Origin of the sequence: Glaciimonas immobilis (assembly GCF_011947285.1) — a bacterium.
GTDB lineage: Bacteria > Pseudomonadota > Gammaproteobacteria > Burkholderiales > Burkholderiaceae_D > Glaciimonas > Glaciimonas immobilis.
This window is the reverse complement of sequence record NZ_JAAOZT010000009.1, coordinates 78,399-97,350: the sequence shown is the minus strand read 5'-3', so window position 1 is coordinate 97,350 and position 18,952 is coordinate 78,399. Positions and strand designations below refer to the sequence as shown.

The following is an 18,952-nucleotide window of genomic DNA, read 5'->3' as shown; positions in this document are numbered from 1 at the left end:
TGGGTGTTCTACTCAGAAATGCCAATTATTTTACAAATTGTTCAGAGCGCCTATTTATTCACCTATTGCTTACTAGGAGCTTACCTTAGGAGGGAACTGCGTCATTAGGCCAAATTTTCTTGAGGAACGGTTTTGTTATTTGATTAGTCACGCTAAAAAATTGATTTTTTTCTTCTCCAATTTCCTGTACGTACAGTAATAAGCATTCACTTTCCTCGTTTTTATTGCTTAAAAAGTATGCTTCCAGGTAGCCCCTTCTTGCGTTGTTAACTTAAGGATTTATATATATAAATAGTAATAGTAGTTAACACCCCTATTTTCTGTGGATAACTGAAATAAAACTATATAAATCAATTACTTAGCCCTGGTACAAATCACTATTAAAACGGTGTATCAGTTAACTATAAATAGGGGATAAAAAAATAAAATTCGTTTTTAAGGGACTTATCCCCAAATTGCTCATCCTGATATCCATAGGCTTATCCACAGAGAGCAAATAAGCTTAAGTTCTTTAAGAAATTTTGTCGTTGTGGGTGAGGCACGGCTTGCAATCATAAAGCGGTATTTTTGAACGAGTCCGTTAGCATTTATTTGTACAACCCAAACAGACCTCAAAATTGGGTTAGTTGTTTACTTGTTTATATATACAAATAGTAATAGTAGTTAACGACTGTTATTTCTGTGGATAACTAGACTTTATCCTTTGTAAACAACTTCTTAGAAATAGGATAAACGTCGGTTAAGGGCTGTACTGCTAACGTATATCTATTGGATAAAAAATCTATCGGCAACCAATCGCGTACTTCCCCCCAATTTCCCCTCAACTTGTCAACACGGTTATCCACAAAGATCTTTTTTATGCATGATCTAGTGGGCTGATGACGGAAAAACCGATACTTTTTTATAACTAAGCAATAGTGAGGGAGCTATTCGGGCAAAAAATGACGAATATACGAACGAGTTGCCATCGTAAAGAGTGTGCTGTGGGCCGGTGTAGCCAATATTTTTAGCAAAATTTCACGCGCTAGCGGTGGTGATATCACCAGGAAAGACGGATGTATCCGATTCCAGTTGAACCATGCGCAAAAAAATAAACTTTGTGGTCTATTAACTCTAAAAATCAACGCTCCTAACGCATGTGACTACAAGAATTATTGTAATTAAACGTTCGAGTGGATCATCAACGCTGTAATTTGCTGAAATCTGCTTATATTTGGATCTCAAATTAAAAAAAGTTCTTGTTGTAGTTAACGATCTGAATATATAAATAGTAATAGTAGTAAACAACCCCGATTTCTGTGGATAAGTGCCAAAAAGTGCGTGTAAACAGAGGGTTATGACTTGGATAATGCCTGAGTAATTCTTGTATCCAGGAAGCCCATCTGGTGGATAAAAAAGTAGACTGTCCTATCGTGGCAAGTTATCCCCACTTTGACTTATTCTTATCCACAGGGATATCCACAATTTATCGACATTATGAAAGAAAAAATGGTCGTTTCCGTGTCGTTCAAGCGGCTCAAACGCGTAGAAAACAAAATAAGCGGGGTAGTAGCCGCCTAGATATGGGTCAATACGGTGAGCGGCTTTTAATAAATGCTCTCGATAATTAGCCGAAAAATGAAAGTTAAGAATGAACGTTCCAAAATATGGGGGTGCGTTTTACCTATGAGAATAGCGTCCAGTGGCTTGCTGGTAATATAAAAGTGCGCACGTAAGCGGAAGTCACACCGACGCTCCGTACGCAGCTAAAAGCCTTTGTGGTGGGGCCACAGTACCAATGCAACTATGTGCACCGATGGTGCCGATGACCATGGCTATATAAATTTAATACTGCTTTGATCTGCCGCTCGCAACACAAAGATACCGCTGCCAGCCGTCGCGACGGCTGCAGGAGCGCTCTACGCCGATTTTGGGCTTGGCGATTACGCGCCATCAGCCTGCATCCGGTCAATGGTTGGTAGACAGTCCAGAGGTCTCTGAGGAGACCGGTGCGGGTGCTGGGTGCGTGCTGGGCTTTAGGACAGGTTTTATTTTGGTCTCCGCTAGCAGACGGGCGCAATCGGTTGGTTGGGTCCCGCCGATGTTGACCAAAGGTAAAATACCAGCAACAGGGAATAAAATACCGAGCGCAATGGCGCTGCCTGCCTTTAGCGCCAGTACTCCCTTATCCACCCCAACATCCGGGTTTTTAAAAGTCCCAGCGACGTATAGAGGCGATCTGAAGGAAATTATGCGCAGGCCTTTGCTTTTCGGCTTTACCTTCAGGTCCATGGATTCCCTGGCCAGGTTAATTTGTCCACTGACCGTAATGATCGCATCGTCCGTATCCAGCAGAAATGTCCGTGTTTGCATCAGGCCGTTGGTAATACCAAAATTGCTCGCCAGGCAATTAAGATGTACCTGCTTGTCGCCAAATAGCTTGGTGAGCACCACGTTGCCGACGTTGAGCCCCGCTGCCTCAAGTATAAATTTACTCATAGTCCCTTGATTGATCAACGTTTTAAGCTCACCGTTAGCACTCGCCAACAACGCCGCTATGGAGTTGCCAGTGCCGGTTAAAGCAGCATCGCCATTAACTTCACCCAGACTGGCGCGCGCGGACTCCAAAGTAGGGAATAGCTTGTTAATTTTAAGATGGCGCGCTGAAAGCGATATGTTGGCTTTAATCGTTTTGCCGCTACCATCGAGTTTGATGGTTGATATCAGATTTCCACCCGCGATGCCAAAATTTAGGGGCGTCAGCGAAAGTTGACTGTTATTCAGATGAATATTTGTTTGCAAATTCTGGATCGGTAAAGATTTAGGCCGGATGATGTTTTTACCAGAAAATTGGACGTCAGCATCAATACTGCCCCATTTTGCAGTATTAAACTGTTGTGTAGGCAGGGCTTTGTTAGCTGGTTGCGTAAGCGCTACGCCCCGGTTGGTTTTGCTCGCGTTCGAGTCGGCGCCGACAAGTGGGCCCAGGTCGGCTAATCGCAATTGGTTGGACACCAGTGAGCCTTTTAACAATGGTCGGGGTTCTCTGGCGATATATTCGAGTGATCCAGCGAGGTCGCTTGAACCAACCCTACCCTTGAAATTTTCATAAATCCACTGGTTGCCGCCGGGTAGAATCTTACCGATCAGATGGCCCTCAGTAATAAATGGTGGCGTGGCAGGCAGCACGATGCCGGTCAGCGCGTACAGGTCCTCCATGCTGGTGGCGGCAAGTTTTAACCTCAGGTCCAGCGCAGCAAGATCGCGCGGCTTGGATATGGTACCCCGGATGTCTACCGCTGTCTTGCCGACATGGACGCTGGCCGCGAGTGGATAGGTTGTATTGACGTTTGCAAGAGATAGTATCGCCCCGGCCTGTCCATTGCCCGTCACCGGTGTTTTATTAAAACTCCCTTTGACGCTCCACCCAATGCCGTAACCCTCTTTAGTCGTCTCGGCTAACGTCGCTATGTTGGCGTTGATATCGATTTTTTTTATGGGGTCAAGTAGCCTTATGGCGCCTTGCGTCAGGACCAGTTGCTGGAGATCCAGTTTCCACTTACTCGGCGTCGACGCAGGAAATGTCCAGTTGTTCTTGCCATCCGCAGATCGCTCCAGCATGACGAGCGGGTAATCGAGCTGTAGTGTTGTAACGCTGATGCGTTTTTCTAATAATGGCAGAGGCCGCAAAGTAAACGTCACCTGCTTAACTTCGACCATATGCTGACCGGTTTTTGCCCAATCAGGATTATCGAGGACGATATCGCGTGCGCTCAACTGTGGCCATGGTATCCATTGGTGCCAGCCGGTTTCTTGACCTTTTGGATTGAACCAATGTAACGCCAAATCTCCGCGAATGGCGAACGGCCGACCGGCGGCCTCGGACACGCGCGCATTGATCCAGGGTCTTGCCCGATTCCAGTTAAAGGTCAGTAAAAAAGCCAGACACAGCGCTAGTATTACCAGCAGGCTGCCAATGCACCACGCAATAATTTTTAACGCGCGAGACGGGCCGGGGGCGGGGGCGGGTGGCGTAGAAGGGGCGGAAGAGACTGAAGTCATGGACGATATGGAGTTAAACGTATGGGGTTAGACATTCGCACATCCGAGGTGGAAAACCTTTAGATGCGTGTATTTGTTTTACTACGCTTACATTCAAACGCTTACATCAGTTATGCCACAAGATCGCATTTTATTGCAATTTTACAAGATTTTTTTTCGGAAGCAGTTACGTCAATAAGAAATTGCCCGCTGTTTGAAGTCACGTCAACAAGCCAAAGCATTTTGACCTACGATGTCCCTGATGCATTCTCGCTTTGTCTTTTTCGTCCAAGCCATATCGTCGTTAATGCCGTTAATGCCGTTAATGCTTATCGCAACGGTTATTTTGACGGCAAAGTTTTATTCTTATGTAGTATCTATTTAACCAGATTACGTAAGCGAGGAAAAGCGATGTTTGATGAGGAAGTGCTGAGTATTGAGGTGCTTAGATGCTGAGGTAAGTATAGCGCTGCGAAATGGCGACATATCTACGTAAATGCGCAAAACCGGTTCATCGCGCTAAACGATGAACCGGTTTTGAATTTAAAAGCTGAATATTTTTAATTACCCGAGCCTTAGTATAAAACGCATAGTTATAAAGCCGGAGTAGAAAGGCACCATTAAGCCTCTAATGTCATCAGGCTGGCATTGCCTCCTGCCGCAGTCGTGTTCACGCAAATGGCACGTTCAGCCACCAGCCGCCACAGAGGAATTGGAGCATATTCTGAGGTTTCCAGAACGGGTACCAGCGCCCCTTCTCTGGCCGCCAGCAACGGATGCAAGCGTGCCAGATCGGCGCTATCGACTAACGCCAGATGTAACGCAATCGCATTTGTATCTTTGGCATCGGCAACATTATTGACGCTGTCGATAGTACGAATTACATCACGCACGACCTTGGGCAGGCCACTTGGAATCAGGCTGGACGACGCTGATTCGATCACTGGCGTATTGCCCGTTGCTAACACCGCCGCTAGCTGATTCAACATGACGGCAACTGTCTGGGCGCTACACAAAACCGCCCCGCGTGGCGCGAACGAGAGTGTATTTCGTTCGCCGGTCGGGCCTGGCAATACCATTGAAGTACCCAGCCAGCTGTGATGAATATATTCTTGTCCCAAGGCCGCGATACGCTGGTGTCCGTGAGTTTTAGCCCAACCTAATAACGACTGCAGCGCCGAGGCGCCGTCGGTTACTAGCGGGCTGGCTTCATGAATTGTATGCGCACCGAGACTAACTTCTGGGGTACGTTGCAGACGTTTTAAATAAAGTGGTCCACCGGCTTTTGGCCCGGTTCCGGATTTACCCTCTCCGCCGAACGGCTGCACGCCGACAACCGCACCAACGATATTTCGGTTCACGTAAATATTACCGACGTGCGCGCGACGCGTAATGAAATCGATGGTCTCATCGATGCGTGAATGGATTCCTAGTGTCAATCCATACCCGCTAGCGTTTATCGCATTAATGAGATCGGGCAGCTGGTTGCGCGCATAACGCATCACATGAAGCACTGGCCCAAATACCTCGCGTTGCAATTCATCAAGCGAACCAATTTCTATAAGGGTCGGCGCAACGAATGTGCCACGGTTTTCTTCATCAGAAAGCGGCAACTGGAAAAAGTCTTTTGCCGTTGCCTTCATCTTTTCGATATGCGCGAGTAATTGTTGTCGTGCCTCCGCATCAATCACTGGTCCGATATCGGTGATCAAGCGATCCGGATTGCCAATCCGAAGTTCTTTCATAGCACCTTTTAACATGTGGATTGTGCGATCCGCAATATCGTTTTGCAGGCATAAAACGCGTAGTGCCGAGCAACGTTGCCCTGCGCTATCAAATGCTGAGCTGAGAACGTCTACCACCACCTGTTCGGGCAGTGCGCTGGAATCAACGATCAACGCATTTTGTCCACCAGTTTCTGCGATAAAAGGAAGCTCTATCGATTCTTTGATGGCGCGTGTGGCGAGCGTACGATTGATTAATTGCGCGACCTCAGTTGAGCCAGTGAAAATCACGCCTTTAACGCGCGCATCTGCGGTCAGACTGGCGCCAACAGTGTCACCGCGTCCTGGTAACAATTGCAAAGCACCACGCGGCACGCCCGCCTGATGCAGTAACTGCACTGCGCGCGTGGCGATCAATGGCGTTTGTTCCGCAGGTTTGGCTAGTACCACATTGCCAGCCGCTAATGACGCGCTAATCTCACCGACAAAAATCGCCAGCGGAAAATTCCATGGGCTAATGCAGACCACCGGACCAAGCGCCAAAGTATTGGTCGTATTGCGTATTTGCGCCGCGTAGTAGCGTAAAAAATCGACAGCCTCACGTACTTCTGCGATGCCATTCGGTAATGATTTGCCTGCTTCCCGAATGGCTAGCGCGATCAATTCATATTGGTGCTCTTCAAACAAATCGGCTGCGCGTAATAATAATTCCGCGCGATCCGGCGGCGTTCTTGTTTGCCAGTCCGTTACGTATGAAGTCGCAGCGCTGAGGGCGGATTCAACGTCTTCGGCGCTGGCTTCGATCACGGTCCCGACGATATCGCGATGGTCAGCCGGATTTAAAATATTTTGCGCAGTACCGATTGCGGCGCTAATAGGATGGTCTTGCGCAAGTAGTGGCATAGCGTGCCATTGCGTGCCGCGCAATTGCTGAAATGTTGCGTCGATGTCGCGCAGCACGTCTTCGTTGCTGAGGTCAACGCCCGCAGAATTTTTGCGTTCATTTCCATACAGTGCGCGTGGCAATGGAATGTTGGCGTGCGGTTCGCCGCCGAGTTTTAGGGCCTCGTTTAGTGGATCGGCGATTAACATCTCGATGGAGTAATTTTCGTCGACGATCTGATTTACAAATGATGAGTTAGCGCCATTTTCCAGTAACCGTCGGACCAGATACGCCAGCAGTGTCTGATGCGATCCGACCGGTGCGTAAATGCGGCACGGCTTACTTAAATTATCTTTTCCGACCACTTGATCGTAGAGGGTTTCGCCCATTCCGTGCAGGCACTGAAATTCATAATCAGTGATGCCCTTTTCTTCCGCCCAACAATAAATTGTCGCTAGCGTCCGGGCATTATGCGTGGCAAATTGCGGATACAGGACATCGGTCGCGGCCAGCAATTTTTGTGCACACGCCAGGTACGAAACGTCGGTATAAACCTTACGCGTATAGACCGGATAGCCGGGCATGCCATCTACCTGAGCACGCTTGACTTCCGCATCCCAATAGGCGCCTTTAACCAATCGAACCATAAATTTTTGACCGCTGCGGCGTGCCAGGTCAACCAGATAATCGATCACGAACGGACAGCGTTTTTGATAACCCTGTACCACATAACCAATTCCCTCAAATCCGGCAAGATCGGGATCAAATGCTAACGCTTCCATTAGATCCAGCGATAATTCAAGGCGATCGGCTTCTTCGGCATCGATATTCAAGCCGATGTCGTACTGTTTTGCCAGCAGCAATAGTTGCTTTAAGCGTGGCAGCAATTCAGTCATCGTGCGTTGCTTCTGAGACCGTGAATAGCGTGGATGTAGCGCTGACAATTTTACAGAAATGCCCGGGCCGTCTTTGATCCCGCGTCCGGCTGAGGCGCGACCGATGGCGTGGATTGCTGTTTCATAAGAGGCATAATAAGCCGCCGCATCTTCTTCAGTCAATGCGGCTTCGCCCAGCATGTCGTACGAGTAGCGATAGCCGCGTTTTTCATTATCGCGGCTGTTGTCGAGGGCTTCAGCGATATTTTGTCCGGTGACAAATTGATTGCCCAACATGCGCATGGCGACATCTACGCCTTTACGGATCAATGGCTCGCCGCCTTTAGTGATCAGTTTGGTCAGCGCCGAACCCAGCCCGCGTTCGCTATTGGTGCTGACCAGTTTACCGGTGATGACCAGTCCCCAGGTTGCGGCGTTGACGAACATCGATGGCGATTCGCCTACGTGGCGACGCCAGTCGCCTTTGCTAATTTTATCGGCGATTAATCGGTCAGCAGTCTGGTGGTCGGGAATTCGTAACAATGCCTCGGCGAGGCACATCAACGCGACCCCCTCCTCCGAGGATAAAGAAAACTCGTGCATTAACGCATCAACGCCGGAGGCACGTGTGCGCTTGTCGCGCACCGACTGCACCAGCTTGCGCGCTAGTTCTTCACTTGCCGCTCGTGCACCAGAACTATCTACGACGTTGCTCAATAGCCATTGCACAGCTATGGCTTCATCGCGTCGATAAGCTGCCGTGATTGCTGCACGTAATGTAGATTGAGCGGCAGATTGATCGGCAGATCCAGCGGGGGATTGCGCGGACGATTGATCGCCGAACACTTCGGCATGGAATGCTGCGAACGGCGTTACATTCGAAGAGGAAGTCAACGGGGATGGCGTCGGCATGGTGGCGGTCTCGAAATAGGTAAAAAAACAATAAAAGCAGGAGGGAACGGTTAGAATTATGTAATCTTTGCGAATCGATCGATTGTAGGCGGCATTACGGTGGATTTATTCTGGTAATAGCGATGACTATCAAAATTTTGTTATTAATGCGAAAATTTAACCGAATAAAATTCTTTCGGAAATGGGCAAAATGCTAGATAAAATAAGTAAAAAAATTCTTTCCGAGTTGCAGAACGACGGTCGGATCAGCAATGTAGACCTGTCGGGACGGGTCAACCTATCGCCAGCGGCTTGCCTTGAGCGGGTACGCAAGTTGCAGGATGCTGGCTATATCATGCATTACACCGCTCAGCTTAATCCGCAGTTGCTCGACGTGGCGCTGTTGGTGTTCATTGAGGTAGTGTTGGATCGGACTACGCCCGAAGTATTCGATGCGTTTAGTAAAAGCGTGCAAGTGATCCCCGAGGTGCTGGAATGCCACATGGTTGCGGGCGGTTTTGACTATCTGGTCAAGGCGCGGGTAAAGGACATGAACGCTTATCGCGAGTTTCTGGGAAAGTCGCTATTGCAATTGAAAGGTGTACGGGAAACGCACACTTACGCGGTAATGGAAGAGGTTAAACATACGACACGGTTACCGATACGTTGAGCGGCGGATTCTATTTTTGGAGTGGCGTATCCCCCGGGAAATATTCTTATAGGGTACGGATGGGAAGGCGCAACTAATCGCAAAATAGATTGAAATATACGCTTACGGTGCGGCGTGCTGAAAAGAAAAAGCCGCCTGAGCCGGCGGCGTTGTGTAGGGTAAGAAGATTTTTAAGTGCTGCCCCGAATCGCCAGCTCAAAACCCAGATCAATGCGGGATTTTTCTATGGCTCTGCCTTTAAGCGTTTTGAGCAGAAGTTCGGCTGCGATGTATCCAATATCGTAGCGCGGAGTGACGATGGTCGTAATCGCCGGATTCGCCTGCGCCGCCCATGGTAAATCGTTAAAGCCGATGATGGCCATTTGCGTCGGCACCGAAAGGCCGCGGCGCTGACATTCAAATAGCACGCCGAGCGCCAGATCGTCATTACAACAAAATACAGCGTCGCAATTTGGGGTCTGGTGCAGAATTTGATCCAACAAGTGCGCGCCTAGTTCGATCGTCGATGGTACCGCCAACAAAACTTCGAGATTAGGATTTAACCCGGCCTCGATCAGGCCCTTTCTAAAACCTTCTCTGCGCTTCATTGATCTTGGGTCAAGTTGCGCTGCAAGGAACGCCGGGCGTTTGTAGCCGCGCTCAATAAAGTGTCGGGCGACGCTGTAACCGGCCTTTTTTTGTGAGAACCCAACGGTCAGGTCATTGCTATTTTTACTGAGATCGTACATGCGCACGGCGGGCACGTTATTGGTCGCCAGTCGCACGCGCAAGGACTCTTGCTGTTCGATTCCTGTGAGTAAAAAACCGTCTGGTGCGTGCGCCATGTAGGTCGTTATCAGTTCGCTTTCTTTGTCTGGGCAATAACCGCTCTCGCCAATCAAAAATTGATAGCCAGCCTTCCCCAGACAATCGCGTATCCCCGTGAGGGTATCGATAAAGACCGCATTGGTTAAAGAGGGCACGACCACGCCAATCACCCGAGATTTAGACGACGCTAGCGTGCTTGCGGCCTGATTTGGGACATAACCCAGTTTTTTAATAACAGTCGCAATGCGGTCTCGCAGTTTTTGCTGCACAAGTTCGGGCGATTTTATCGCGCGTGAAACCGTCATGGGACTGACATTGGCCGCGGTTGCCACCTCCGTTATCGTTACCCGGCCGGTTGCGCGCCCACGCCGTGGAGCCATTACCCTGGCGATTCCTGCCTCGCCGCCTTGTTTGTTTACCTTTGCTGGGTTCACGTTGTAATTTGTTTCGGTAGCACGCGGCATCCGGGTCTCTGTTTTAGCCATTTTTTTGGTCTGGTTTTTGTGAAATTGCCGATTGTCGGTCAGTGAAATCGTTTCTCACTAAAAACCGATATTACGCGCTTTTGGGCTTTTTCCATGGCTTTTTTTAGTATAAATGTTAACAATTACACCATATTTTGTAGGGAATTCTACAGGAACAGGCAACGCGCGCAGGATAAAAGGCGATTGATGTTAGCGTTACCATCGGATACTATCTAATGCTGCGGTGCTAGCTGTGCATGTAGTGCTTAAAACCCTCATGGTCGCAAGATCACTCAGGTTCTGCGCGCTATTTATCATTAACTGGCGCCCGCTTGTCGCAGACGTAGATGGGTTCTTAGCCGCAAAAAATATAAATAAATCTTGCGAGGAAATATGTCATTTAAATCATCGTCGACCGGCGCTCCGGCCCCGGCGGCAGGACCGGTACTACAACCGATAACGCAAGACTATATGCTCGGTGTAGATATCGGCACTACCAGCACTAAAGCGGTCCTATTTACGTTAGCCGGTAAGGTTGTCAGCCAGTTTGCGGTGGAGTATCCGTTATTGTCCACGGTAGCAGACATGGCCGAGCAGGACCCGGAGCAAATTTACGCCGCCGTCTTGACCACTATCGCAAAGGCGATCAGCAGCGCAAAAGTGCATCCAGCGCAAGTAGCTTTGGTGTCCTTCAGCGCCGCCATGCACAGCGTGATCGCGATGGACAAAGATAATCAGCCGCTCACCAACAGTATCACCTGGGCCGACAATCGCGCTGGCGAATGGGCCAACAAAATCCGTGATGAGATGAACGGTCATGCGATATATCTTCGCACCGGCACGCCGATTCATCCCATGTCGCCTCTTTGCAAGCTGATGTGGTTGCGGCACGACCAGCCAGCTATATTTGCTGCCAGTGCGCGTTTTGTCGGTATCAAGGAGTACGTGTTTCACCGTATGTTCGGCGTCTGGCTGGTCGATCACTCGATTGCTTCTGCCACCGGACTGTTTAACCTGCTGGAGATGGACTGGGATCAAGAAGCCCTCGAATTACTCGGTATCGTGCCGGCCCAACTCTCGCAATTGGTACCGACCACGTATCAGATCGATGGACTCTCCCCTGCGTTAGCGCAGCAACTCGGGTTGTTGCTGAGTACGCCCTTTATCCTCGGTGCCAATGATGGCGTGCTATCCAATCTTGGAGTGAACGCGATTGCAGCGGGGCAAGTTGCCGTTACGATTGGCACATCCGGCGCAATGCGCACGGTGGTCAATCGCCCGCTCACCGATCCGGCAGGACGCACTTTTTGTTACGCACTGACCGCACACCATTGGGTGGTTGGTGGCCCGATTAACAATGGTGGCAGCGTTTTACGCTGGCTGCGCGACGAGCTGGCAACCAAAGAAGCGGCCGATGCCGTGCAGGCCGATCGCGATCCTTATGATGCGTTGATGGACATTGCAGCACAAGTCGGCGCGGGTGCTGATGGCCTGCTATTTCATCCCTATCTGGCGGGTGAGCGAGCACCGTTATGGAATGCCGACGCACGCGGATCGTTCTTCGGATTAGCGATGCATCACGGTAAGCCGCAGATGATACGGGCAGCCCTGGAGGGAGTTATTTTTAGCCTTTACAGTATCCTCCCGGCGGTCGAAGAGTTGATAGGACCAACGCAACGCATCATGGCAACGGGCGGGTTTGCGCGCTCGGCCTTATGGCGACAAATGATGGCAGATATTTTTGATCGTGAAGTAGTAGTGCCAGAAAGCGTCGAGTCATCTTGTCTGGGGGCGGCGGTATTGGGTTTGCTGGCGCTAGGGCGAATTTCTTCGCTCGAAGCAATTGCCGACATGGTCGGATCGACGCATCATCATCAGCCGAACCCCGTCAACGTAGCAATTTATAAAAAACTGTGGCCGATCTATGCGGCGATTCCGGTGCAGTTAGCACAACAATATCGCGCGTTAGCGGCGTTTCAACGGCAGTAACCGTTACCCTCAGGGCGAAGGTTTAACAAGGTCTGTCCTGAAATGGCTTAACGATGACTTAATGCTTCCCGATAATTTCCTGCGTAAACTTTGCATGCGCTGTCGCGGCAAGATGCGCGCGCAACCATTTGTGGGCCGGGTTACGCACGTCGCGCTCATGCCACAGCATATCTACATCAACCGCCGGCGTGGTAAACGGCAGCTCGCGTGCAACCAGCACATCGGTCATACCGGTTGCACCGATCAGATGGCGCGGCAATACGGTCACAAGATCCGAGCTGGCAACCACTTTTCCGGCAGTGAAAAATTGATTAACAGTCAGTAAAATGCGCCGCTTGCGATTCATCGTCAGAAGTATTTCTTCAATCAGTCCGTGAGCGCGCCCGGAAAAGCTGACCAATAAGTGATGCGCCTCGCAATAACTATCGAGAGTAAGCGGCATTTGCGCCAGCGGATGGTCCTTGCGCATGACACAAACGTACTCACCCGTGTACAAGCGCTCATGATGCACCGGTGAGGCCGACGTGGTCTGGCTACCGGCCAGCTGGGCCGTGACGCCGGGAAAAAAGCCAACCGCCAGATCGACGTCGCCGCGTAGCAGCATCTGTCGCGGATCGCGGGTGGTGAGCGGCACCATTCTGATATTCAGTTGAGGGGCTTCCTGCTCAATAGTACGCACCAGCGATGGTAGCCAGAGTGCAGCCGTCGCATCTGCCATTGCGAGCTGGAAGGTCGTATGCGCACGTGACACATCAAACGTTTCCGGTGTGATAGCGGTTTCCAGATCCGCCAGCGCCCTTCGCACCGACGGCCACAGTTCTTCAGCGTACTGGCTGGGTTTGACCCCGTGCGCGGTGCGGATCAGCAGCTCGTCGTTGAGCGAGTAGCGCAAACGCTTTAAAGCGTTGGAGACAGCAGGCTGTGTCATCGCCAGTCTGCTCGCGGCCCGCGTGAGATTTTGCTCGGTCATTATTGCGTCGAACACGCGCAGTAAGTTTAAGTCAAGCGTTAGAAAACTCATGTTCGGGCCATAGTAAATTGTTGGACAGGGTAATCATAAACGGGTTACAGCCAAATAAGAGATATATGCGGAGATAGGAGGGCAAGCTTCGTGCTTCCCGATTTTATCCCTCTCTCGTTGAAACCGATAAAGACATATTCAAATAATCTATATTGCAACGCAGCAAGTTTGATAGGGCAGCGCTAATGGTGCGCTATGCAAGCCTTTAAAAGTCCTCTTTCCTTGCGTATCTATAAAACAGCCACCTACACGCCAAAAGGTATACAAGAAAGGTATAACAGATATCCAGATTAAGGATTGGCTCGTATTAATGCGCAGTAATATACTGCATTGCACAAGTTCAATATTATACGTAAGCCGCATATCATGTCTTTCGATTTCTTTACCCTTTTCGCCAATTTGTTTGATGCCTCAACACTGCGTCACATCGCCGCTTCTGCACGCGGGGTCATTTGGCCGTCATTGGCTTTTTGCCTTGCCATCGTCTTGGGCATGTACTTCAAGCCCTTACTTCGCGGAATTTTTCGCGCTACATTACTGATAATAAAGCCCCGCAAATCACGGGAACGTCGTTTGGCGGAAAATAATGCCAAGGGCCGAAAGATGGCGCGACGTATGGCAAATGATGAGGTCGGTAGTCAACCAAGTTTGGCCGCAGAATTGCGTTTGCTGGCAAGTAGCAATTAGGTTGGAGGTGAAATGCGTCTTTATTTAAACACTGATCAAGATCAACGCACTGCCATGACGAATATGCGAACATCAACAGAGGTTGGTAATAAAATATGGCGGAAGTCCCGTAGTCTGGCTTCAATGCTGCCTTCTTTTGTTCTCTCAGGGGTAGTCACCAGTATGACAACAGCTTTGATGCCCATCATATGGCACCAGATCGACGCACATTTTTTTCGCACGTGGGTCGAAAGTTGGCTCACCTTGTGGCCGATTGTGTTTCCTATTATGTATTTACTACATTCGCCATTGCGTAGGCTAGCGGCACATATTTCTCCACAGTCGATTGTTTAGTTTTTGGCAAATTTGTTTTTCATAAATTCGTTTTTGATAGAGTTTTTGATAGATTTATTGATAACAGCACGATAAATCTGATCCCCTTCAGATCAGCGCAACTAGTTGTTGTAGAAACCAGTTATGCGTTCGCTTCACTAGCTGCCCGTATCAGAACCGCATCGAATGTCTCCTCTGCCCTCCCCGGGCGGATTCAACCCACCCGCTAACGCGCAGGTGGGTTTTTTTTGGCAGGTCGTCAACAAAAAAAGCGCAACTCCTGAGAGTTACGCTTTCACTGCTATCTGTCTAAATGTGATTCCGGACAATGATTAAGTCAGGCGCTTTTCCAGCGCAGCTTTGACTTCTTCCAGCTCCCGCGGCAAATGGTATTTTAGCTTCTCGAACAACTCAGTATGCAGCGCAGTTTCTTCCCGCCATGCAGCTTTATCTATCGACGTAATCTGATCGAACTGTTGTTCGCTCAACGCCAGCCCATCCCATTGCAGATCGCTGTAGCGGGGAGTGGTACCGAAGAGGTGTTCGAGGCCACCGGCTTTATTTTCCAGGCGGTCCAGCATCCATTTCAGCACGCGCATATTGTCGCCAAAGCCTGGCCAGACAAACTTGCCTTCGGCATCGGTACGGAACCAGTTGACGCAGAAAATTTTAGGCATTTCAGCGGGAGAAGCAGCGATCTTGCGACCCATATTCAGCCAATGCTGGAAATAATCGCTCATGTTGTAACCTATGAACGGCAACATCGCAAACGGATCGCGGCGCACGACACCTTGTTGCCCGACTGCGGCCGCCGTAGTCTCCGAGCCCATGGTAGCAGCCATATACACGCCTTCAACCCAATTGCGGGCTTCAGTGACGAGCGGCACGGTCGTTGAACGACGTCCGCCGAAGATGAAAGCAGAAATCGGCACACCGGCAGGATCGTCCCATGCAGCATCGATCACCGGATTTTGGGTTGCTGCGACCGTGAAGCGGGCATTGGGATGTGCTGCCTTGGCACCGGTTTCTTTAGCGCTAGCAGGCGTCCAGTCCTTGCCTTGCCAGTCGATCAGATGCGCGGGGGCTTCCTTGGTCATGCCTTCCCACCAGACATCGCCGTCATCAGTCAATGCAACATTGGTGAAGATAGTATTGTCGCGCATGGAGGCCATGCAATTGTAGTTGGTCTTTTCATTGGTGCCGGGGGCTACGCCAAAATAACCGGCTTCAGGATTGATGGCATATAAACGACCGTCCGCACCCGGTTTGATCCAGGCGATATCGTCGCCGATGGTAGTTACTTTCCAGCCTTCAAAACCGACCGGTGGAATCAGCATGGCGAAGTTGGTTTTACCGCAGGCCGAAGGGAACGCAGCGGCGACATAATGCTTTTTACCGACAGGCGATTCCACGCCCAGAATCAGCATGTGTTCGGCCAGCCATCCACCATCGCGACCCATAGTAGAGGCGATGCGCAGCGCAAAACATTTTTTGCCAAGCAATGCGTTGCCGCCATAACCCGATCCAAACGACCAGATTTCATGCGTTTCTGGATAATGGACGATATATTTGGTGGGATTACATGGCCACGCCACGTCTTTTTGACCGGCTTGCAACGGTGCGCCGACCGAATGCACGCATGGCACAAAATCGCCGTCCGTACCCAGCACTTCATAGACTGCCCTGCCCATGCGGGTCATGATGCGCATGTTGACCGCTACGTACGGCGAGTCCGAAAGCTCAACGCCAATGTGGGCAATATCAGAGCCCAGCGGTCCCATGGAGAACGGCACCACATACATGGTGCGCCCTTGCATGCAACCATCGAACAAATCATTTAGCGTAGCGCGCATTGCAGCAGGCTCGGTCCAGTTGTTGGTCGGACCGGCGTCTTCTTTTTGCGCGGAACAAATAAAAGTGCGATCTTCTACGCGCGCCACATCCGACGGATCGGAACATGCCAGATAGCTATTTGGACGCTTGGCCGGATTCAACTTTTTCATCGTGCCAGCTGCTACCATCTCAGCGCACAGTTGATCGTATTCTTCCGAAGAGCCATCGCACCAGTGAATATGGTCCGGTCTGGTCAGGGCCGCTATTTGGTTAACCCAATTAATTAACTTTTGTTGTTTAACGTAAGCTGGCGCATCGGCGCTGGGCCCGCGTAAAATCTGAGCGACATGAGAGCGGTCCGGATGATTCATAAAGCTACCTCCTAAATATATTTGTTATGTCTGGTTAATGCCTGGCGGATCGCGATAGATTCGCGGCATCCGGAAGGCAAGAATTTGTTTGTAGAGGGCTGTTACCATTTAACGATGAAAATACGCGATTGATATTGGACAAAAATGAACAACGTCTATCTTTTGCGATGCCCGACAGGCGCACTTTTAAAAAACAATGACGTATATTGATGTATTTTTTAGCGTACTAATCAGGCTTTTCTGGAGAGTCTGAATTAATTGTACACTCGTTTTGTAGTAAAAATGACCAACTATTGTAGTAAGGTATTTGCAGAATTGCGATTGCTGTTGCTTTGTTACGAGACTGTGACACTCCACCACCCAACATGACATTCCACACGGAAATTATTATGAAAATAGCCATACTCGACGACTATCAGGATGTGGTGCGACATCTTGATAGTATTGCCATACTGGCGGGCCACGAGGTCAAAATCTTTACCAGTTCCGCGCGGGGAAGCGGACAGTTAGCGATCCGCCTCGCCAGTTTTGATGCGCTGGTTTTGATCCGTGAACGTACCGCACTTTCTAAGGTGTTATTGCAAAAATTGCCACGCTTGCAATTGATATCCCAAACAGGAAAAGTAAGTACTCACGTTGACGTTGAGGCAGCAACAGCATTGAATATTGCGATCGCTGAAGGATCAGGGGATCCAACTGCACCCGCCGAATTAACCTGGGCGCTGATTATGGCAGCAGCACGTCGAATCCCCCAATACGTGCATAATTTACAACAAGGACTTTGGCAAACCGTTTCTTCGCAGGCCAACTTTAATGGTCTTGGTATCGCGCTCAAAGGGCGCACACTGGGCGTGTGGGGTTACGGCAAGATAGGCCGCATGGTCGCGGGTTACGGTAAAGCATTTGGTATGCGTGTAATGATTTGGGGGCGGGACGCCAGCCGTGCCCAGGCGCTTAAAGACGGTTATCTGGTCGCCGACACCAAAGAGCAGTTCTTTTCTGAAGCCGACGTTTTGTCGCTTCATCTGCGTTTAAATGAGGCTACCCGGGCAATAGTGACAGGTGAAGATTTGGCGCTGATGAAGCCGACCGCAATTTTTGTAAATACCAGTCGTGCTGAACTAGTGGCGACCGATGCGCTATTGCCAGCGCTGCAACGAGGTCGGCCAGGCTTCGCGGCATTGGATGTCTTTGAATCGGAGCCATTGAAGCCGGACAGCCCATTGTTAAAGATGGACAATGTGATTGCTTCTCCGCATTTGGGATATGTAGAAAAAGACGGCTATGAGCTATATTTCAGTACTGCGTTACAAAATGTTGCGGATTTTGCAAACGGGACGCCCAAGAACATATTGAATCCAAGCGTGCTGGCAAGCAAAGGAGCTAGATAACGGGACTAGACGTTCGACTGATCGTGTTTCACCGGGCGTATTTTTGGCGGCTATCTCATTAGTAGCCAGCTTCGTAGACAGCTTGCTACCGCTTCAGCCCTTCAATTGCTCAGTTTAAGCACTTCACTCGTTCGTGGGCGTTTTTGAGCGCCGAACTACGAACTAATCGGCGACTCTGGTGAGTGTAATGATATTGGACGGCGGCACTGCCCGATTCGCACCGGGCCACAGCCGCGCCCATCCTGGTGGCCACGGCAATGGCGGTCCACTATATTCTGGCACGCCGCTCCTCACGGCAATCACGGGCAAACTGGCGGGCATGGATGCCGCCTTAGCCGCATGATTGCCGGTTCCGTTGACGTTCCACGCCAAACTAAAAGCGTAATCCGGCAGGAGCGCATCGCAAACCTCCGCAAACCAGCGCGTATGGTCCTCATCGCGACCGAGCGCTTGCGCAAAACCGTGCGGATCGAATTGCGCCAGCGCACTAGCCAGCTCGTCCGCCGACGCACCAGGATTGTCGCCCCATCCAAGAATCGGATTAAAATTGTAATCCGCACCCGATCCATACCATCCTTCGCGGCGTGGTCGTTCCAGCCAATTATGGCGCCCGCAGAATAAATGCCAGCGCCAATGCATACCGGAAGGTTTAGGCCAGCTATATAAATATAAACGCTCGTAGCCCGCGCTATGCAACTTGCGAACCATCGCCATCAGGCGTCCATGCGGCATGCGATCTGGTGGCGCGTGGCGAAAGAGTATCGGATCGCCGTCGGCATGTTGTATGTCATCCGAGGATAGACTTAAGTCGAGGGTGCGGATCTCGCTGCCGAAGCGCGCAGAAATCCACCCAGTCAGTAAATTGACCGAAACGATGACGCCATATCCGCGATAGCGATGAAAAATGACGGTGCCGGGGGCAATCGGTTTCATGAACTATATGACTTTACTGCAAAACAAGTAAACATCGCAGGGTGAATTTTAGCAAAAGGTTGGTTGGCAAAAAGTATCCGT

12 protein-coding genes are annotated in these 18,952 nt (G+C 50.2%); 6 read left to right on the top strand and 6 right to left on the bottom strand.

The annotated features are described in order from the left end of the window. Window positions 1–1,947 precede the first annotated feature (1,947 nt). Entirely contained in the window at window positions 1,948–4,041 is a 2,094-nt protein-coding gene (locus HAV38_RS14760) for an AsmA family protein (RefSeq protein WP_168056152.1), read from the bottom strand. A 63-nt stretch (window positions 4,042–4,104) separates the two neighbouring features. Between HAV38_RS14760 and HAV38_RS14755 the strand changes: the two genes are divergently transcribed. After that, a complete protein-coding gene (locus tag HAV38_RS14755) occupies window positions 4,105–4,476 on the top strand; it encodes a hypothetical protein (RefSeq protein WP_168056151.1) in 372 nt (123 codons plus the stop codon). A gap of 164 nt (window positions 4,477–4,640) precedes the next feature. Here HAV38_RS14755 and putA read toward each other — a convergent pair whose 3' ends face one another. Beyond that, complete coding sequence (putA, locus tag HAV38_RS14750; protein WP_168056150.1) at window positions 4,641–8,414, bottom strand: trifunctional transcriptional regulator/proline dehydrogenase/L-glutamate gamma-semialdehyde dehydrogenase; 3,774 nt, start codon at window positions 8,412–8,414, stop codon at window positions 4,641–4,643. A gap of 190 nt (window positions 8,415–8,604) precedes the next feature. On the opposite strand from putA, the gene HAV38_RS14745 reads away from it, so the two are divergent. Beyond that, the gene (locus HAV38_RS14745) at window positions 8,605–9,063 is read left to right on the top strand and encodes an Lrp/AsnC ligand binding domain-containing protein (RefSeq protein WP_168056149.1); all 459 of its coding nucleotides are present in this window, start codon (window positions 8,605–8,607) and stop codon (window positions 9,061–9,063) included. A gap of 170 nt (window positions 9,064–9,233) precedes the next feature. Here the strand turns inward: HAV38_RS14745 and gntR are convergent, their stop codons facing one another. Further along, window positions 9,234–10,250: an HTH-type transcriptional regulator GntR gene (gene gntR / locus HAV38_RS14740; RefSeq protein WP_168056460.1), complete on the bottom strand. Its 1,017-nt coding sequence runs from the start codon at window positions 10,248–10,250 to the stop codon at window positions 9,234–9,236. Between the two features lie 555 nt (window positions 10,251–10,805). Here gntR and gntK point away from each other — a divergent pair. Then, window positions 10,806–12,323: a gluconokinase gene (gntK, locus tag HAV38_RS14735; protein ID WP_184013403.1), complete on the top strand. Its 1,518-nt coding sequence runs from the start codon at window positions 10,806–10,808 to the stop codon at window positions 12,321–12,323. 58 nt (window positions 12,324–12,381) lie between these two features. Here the strand turns inward: gntK and HAV38_RS14730 are convergent, their stop codons facing one another. After that, window positions 12,382–13,344, bottom strand: a complete 963-nt coding sequence (locus tag HAV38_RS14730; RefSeq protein WP_168056147.1) for a LysR family transcriptional regulator — start codon at window positions 13,342–13,344, stop codon at window positions 12,382–12,384. A gap of 366 nt (window positions 13,345–13,710) precedes the next feature. On the opposite strand from HAV38_RS14730, the gene HAV38_RS14725 reads away from it, so the two are divergent. Both HAV38_RS14725 and HAV38_RS22300 read left to right on the top strand, forming a co-directional pair. Further along, window positions 13,711–14,031 carry a hypothetical protein gene (locus HAV38_RS14725; RefSeq protein ID WP_168056146.1) on the top strand — a complete coding sequence of 107 codons (321 nt, stop codon included), beginning with the start codon at window positions 13,711–13,713 and terminating at the stop codon, window positions 14,029–14,031. Between the two features lie 12 nt (window positions 14,032–14,043). Then, window positions 14,044–14,364: a DUF2798 domain-containing protein gene (locus HAV38_RS22300; RefSeq protein ID WP_168056145.1), complete on the top strand. Its 321-nt coding sequence runs from the start codon at window positions 14,044–14,046 to the stop codon at window positions 14,362–14,364. A 311-nt stretch (window positions 14,365–14,675) separates the two neighbouring features. Here HAV38_RS22300 and HAV38_RS14715 read toward each other — a convergent pair whose 3' ends face one another. Then, complete coding sequence (locus HAV38_RS14715) at window positions 14,676–16,547, bottom strand: phosphoenolpyruvate carboxykinase (GTP) (protein ID WP_168056144.1); 1,872 nt, start codon at window positions 16,545–16,547, stop codon at window positions 14,676–14,678. Window positions 16,548–16,936: 389 nt separating this feature from the next. Here HAV38_RS14715 and HAV38_RS14710 point away from each other — a divergent pair, with 389 nt between their 5' ends. Then, the gene (locus tag HAV38_RS14710; RefSeq protein ID WP_168056143.1) at window positions 16,937–17,938 is read left to right on the top strand and encodes a D-2-hydroxyacid dehydrogenase family protein; all 1,002 of its coding nucleotides are present in this window, start codon (window positions 16,937–16,939) and stop codon (window positions 17,936–17,938) included. A 162-nt stretch (window positions 17,939–18,100) separates the two neighbouring features. On the opposite strand, the gene HAV38_RS14705 is transcribed toward HAV38_RS14710, so the two are convergent. Further along, window positions 18,101–18,871: a phosphonate C-P lyase system protein PhnG gene (locus tag HAV38_RS14705; RefSeq protein WP_168056142.1), complete on the bottom strand. Its 771-nt coding sequence runs from the start codon at window positions 18,869–18,871 to the stop codon at window positions 18,101–18,103. Between the last annotated feature and the right edge of the window lie 81 nt (window positions 18,872–18,952).

What these genes read in the sequence shown, in the direction of transcription:
- HAV38_RS14760 (WP_168056152.1), bottom strand. Translation starts at nt 4,041, where the DNA reads ATGACTTCAGTCTCTTCCGCCCCTTCTACGCCACCCGCCCCCGCCCCC.
- gntK (WP_184013403.1), top strand. Translation starts at nt 10,806, where the DNA reads ATGCTCGGTGTAGATATCGGCACTACCAGCACTAAAGCGGTCCTATTT.
- putA (WP_168056150.1), bottom strand. Translation starts at nt 8,414, where the DNA reads ATGCCGACGCCATCCCCGTTGACTTCCTCTTCGAATGTAACGCCGTTC.
- HAV38_RS14755 (WP_168056151.1), top strand. Translation starts at nt 4,105, where the DNA reads ATGCGTGTATTTGTTTTACTACGCTTACATTCAAACGCTTACATCAGT.
- HAV38_RS14745 (WP_168056149.1), top strand. Translation starts at nt 8,605, where the DNA reads ATGCTAGATAAAATAAGTAAAAAAATTCTTTCCGAGTTGCAGAACGAC.
- HAV38_RS14710 (WP_168056143.1), top strand. Translation starts at nt 16,937, where the DNA reads ATGAAAATAGCCATACTCGACGACTATCAGGATGTGGTGCGACATCTT.
- HAV38_RS14715 (WP_168056144.1), bottom strand. Translation starts at nt 16,547, where the DNA reads ATGAATCATCCGGACCGCTCTCATGTCGCTCAGATTTTACGCGGGCCC.
- HAV38_RS14705 (WP_168056142.1), bottom strand. Translation starts at nt 18,871, where the DNA reads ATGAAACCGATTGCCCCCGGCACCGTCATTTTTCATCGCTATCGCGGA.
- HAV38_RS14725 (WP_168056146.1), top strand. Translation starts at nt 13,711, where the DNA reads ATGTCTTTCGATTTCTTTACCCTTTTCGCCAATTTGTTTGATGCCTCA.
- gntR (WP_168056460.1), bottom strand. Translation starts at nt 10,250, where the DNA reads ATGGCTCCACGGCGTGGGCGCGCAACCGGCCGGGTAACGATAACGGAG.
- HAV38_RS22300 (WP_168056145.1), top strand. Translation starts at nt 14,044, where the DNA reads ATGCGTCTTTATTTAAACACTGATCAAGATCAACGCACTGCCATGACG.
- HAV38_RS14730 (WP_168056147.1), bottom strand. Translation starts at nt 13,344, where the DNA reads ATGAGTTTTCTAACGCTTGACTTAAACTTACTGCGCGTGTTCGACGCA.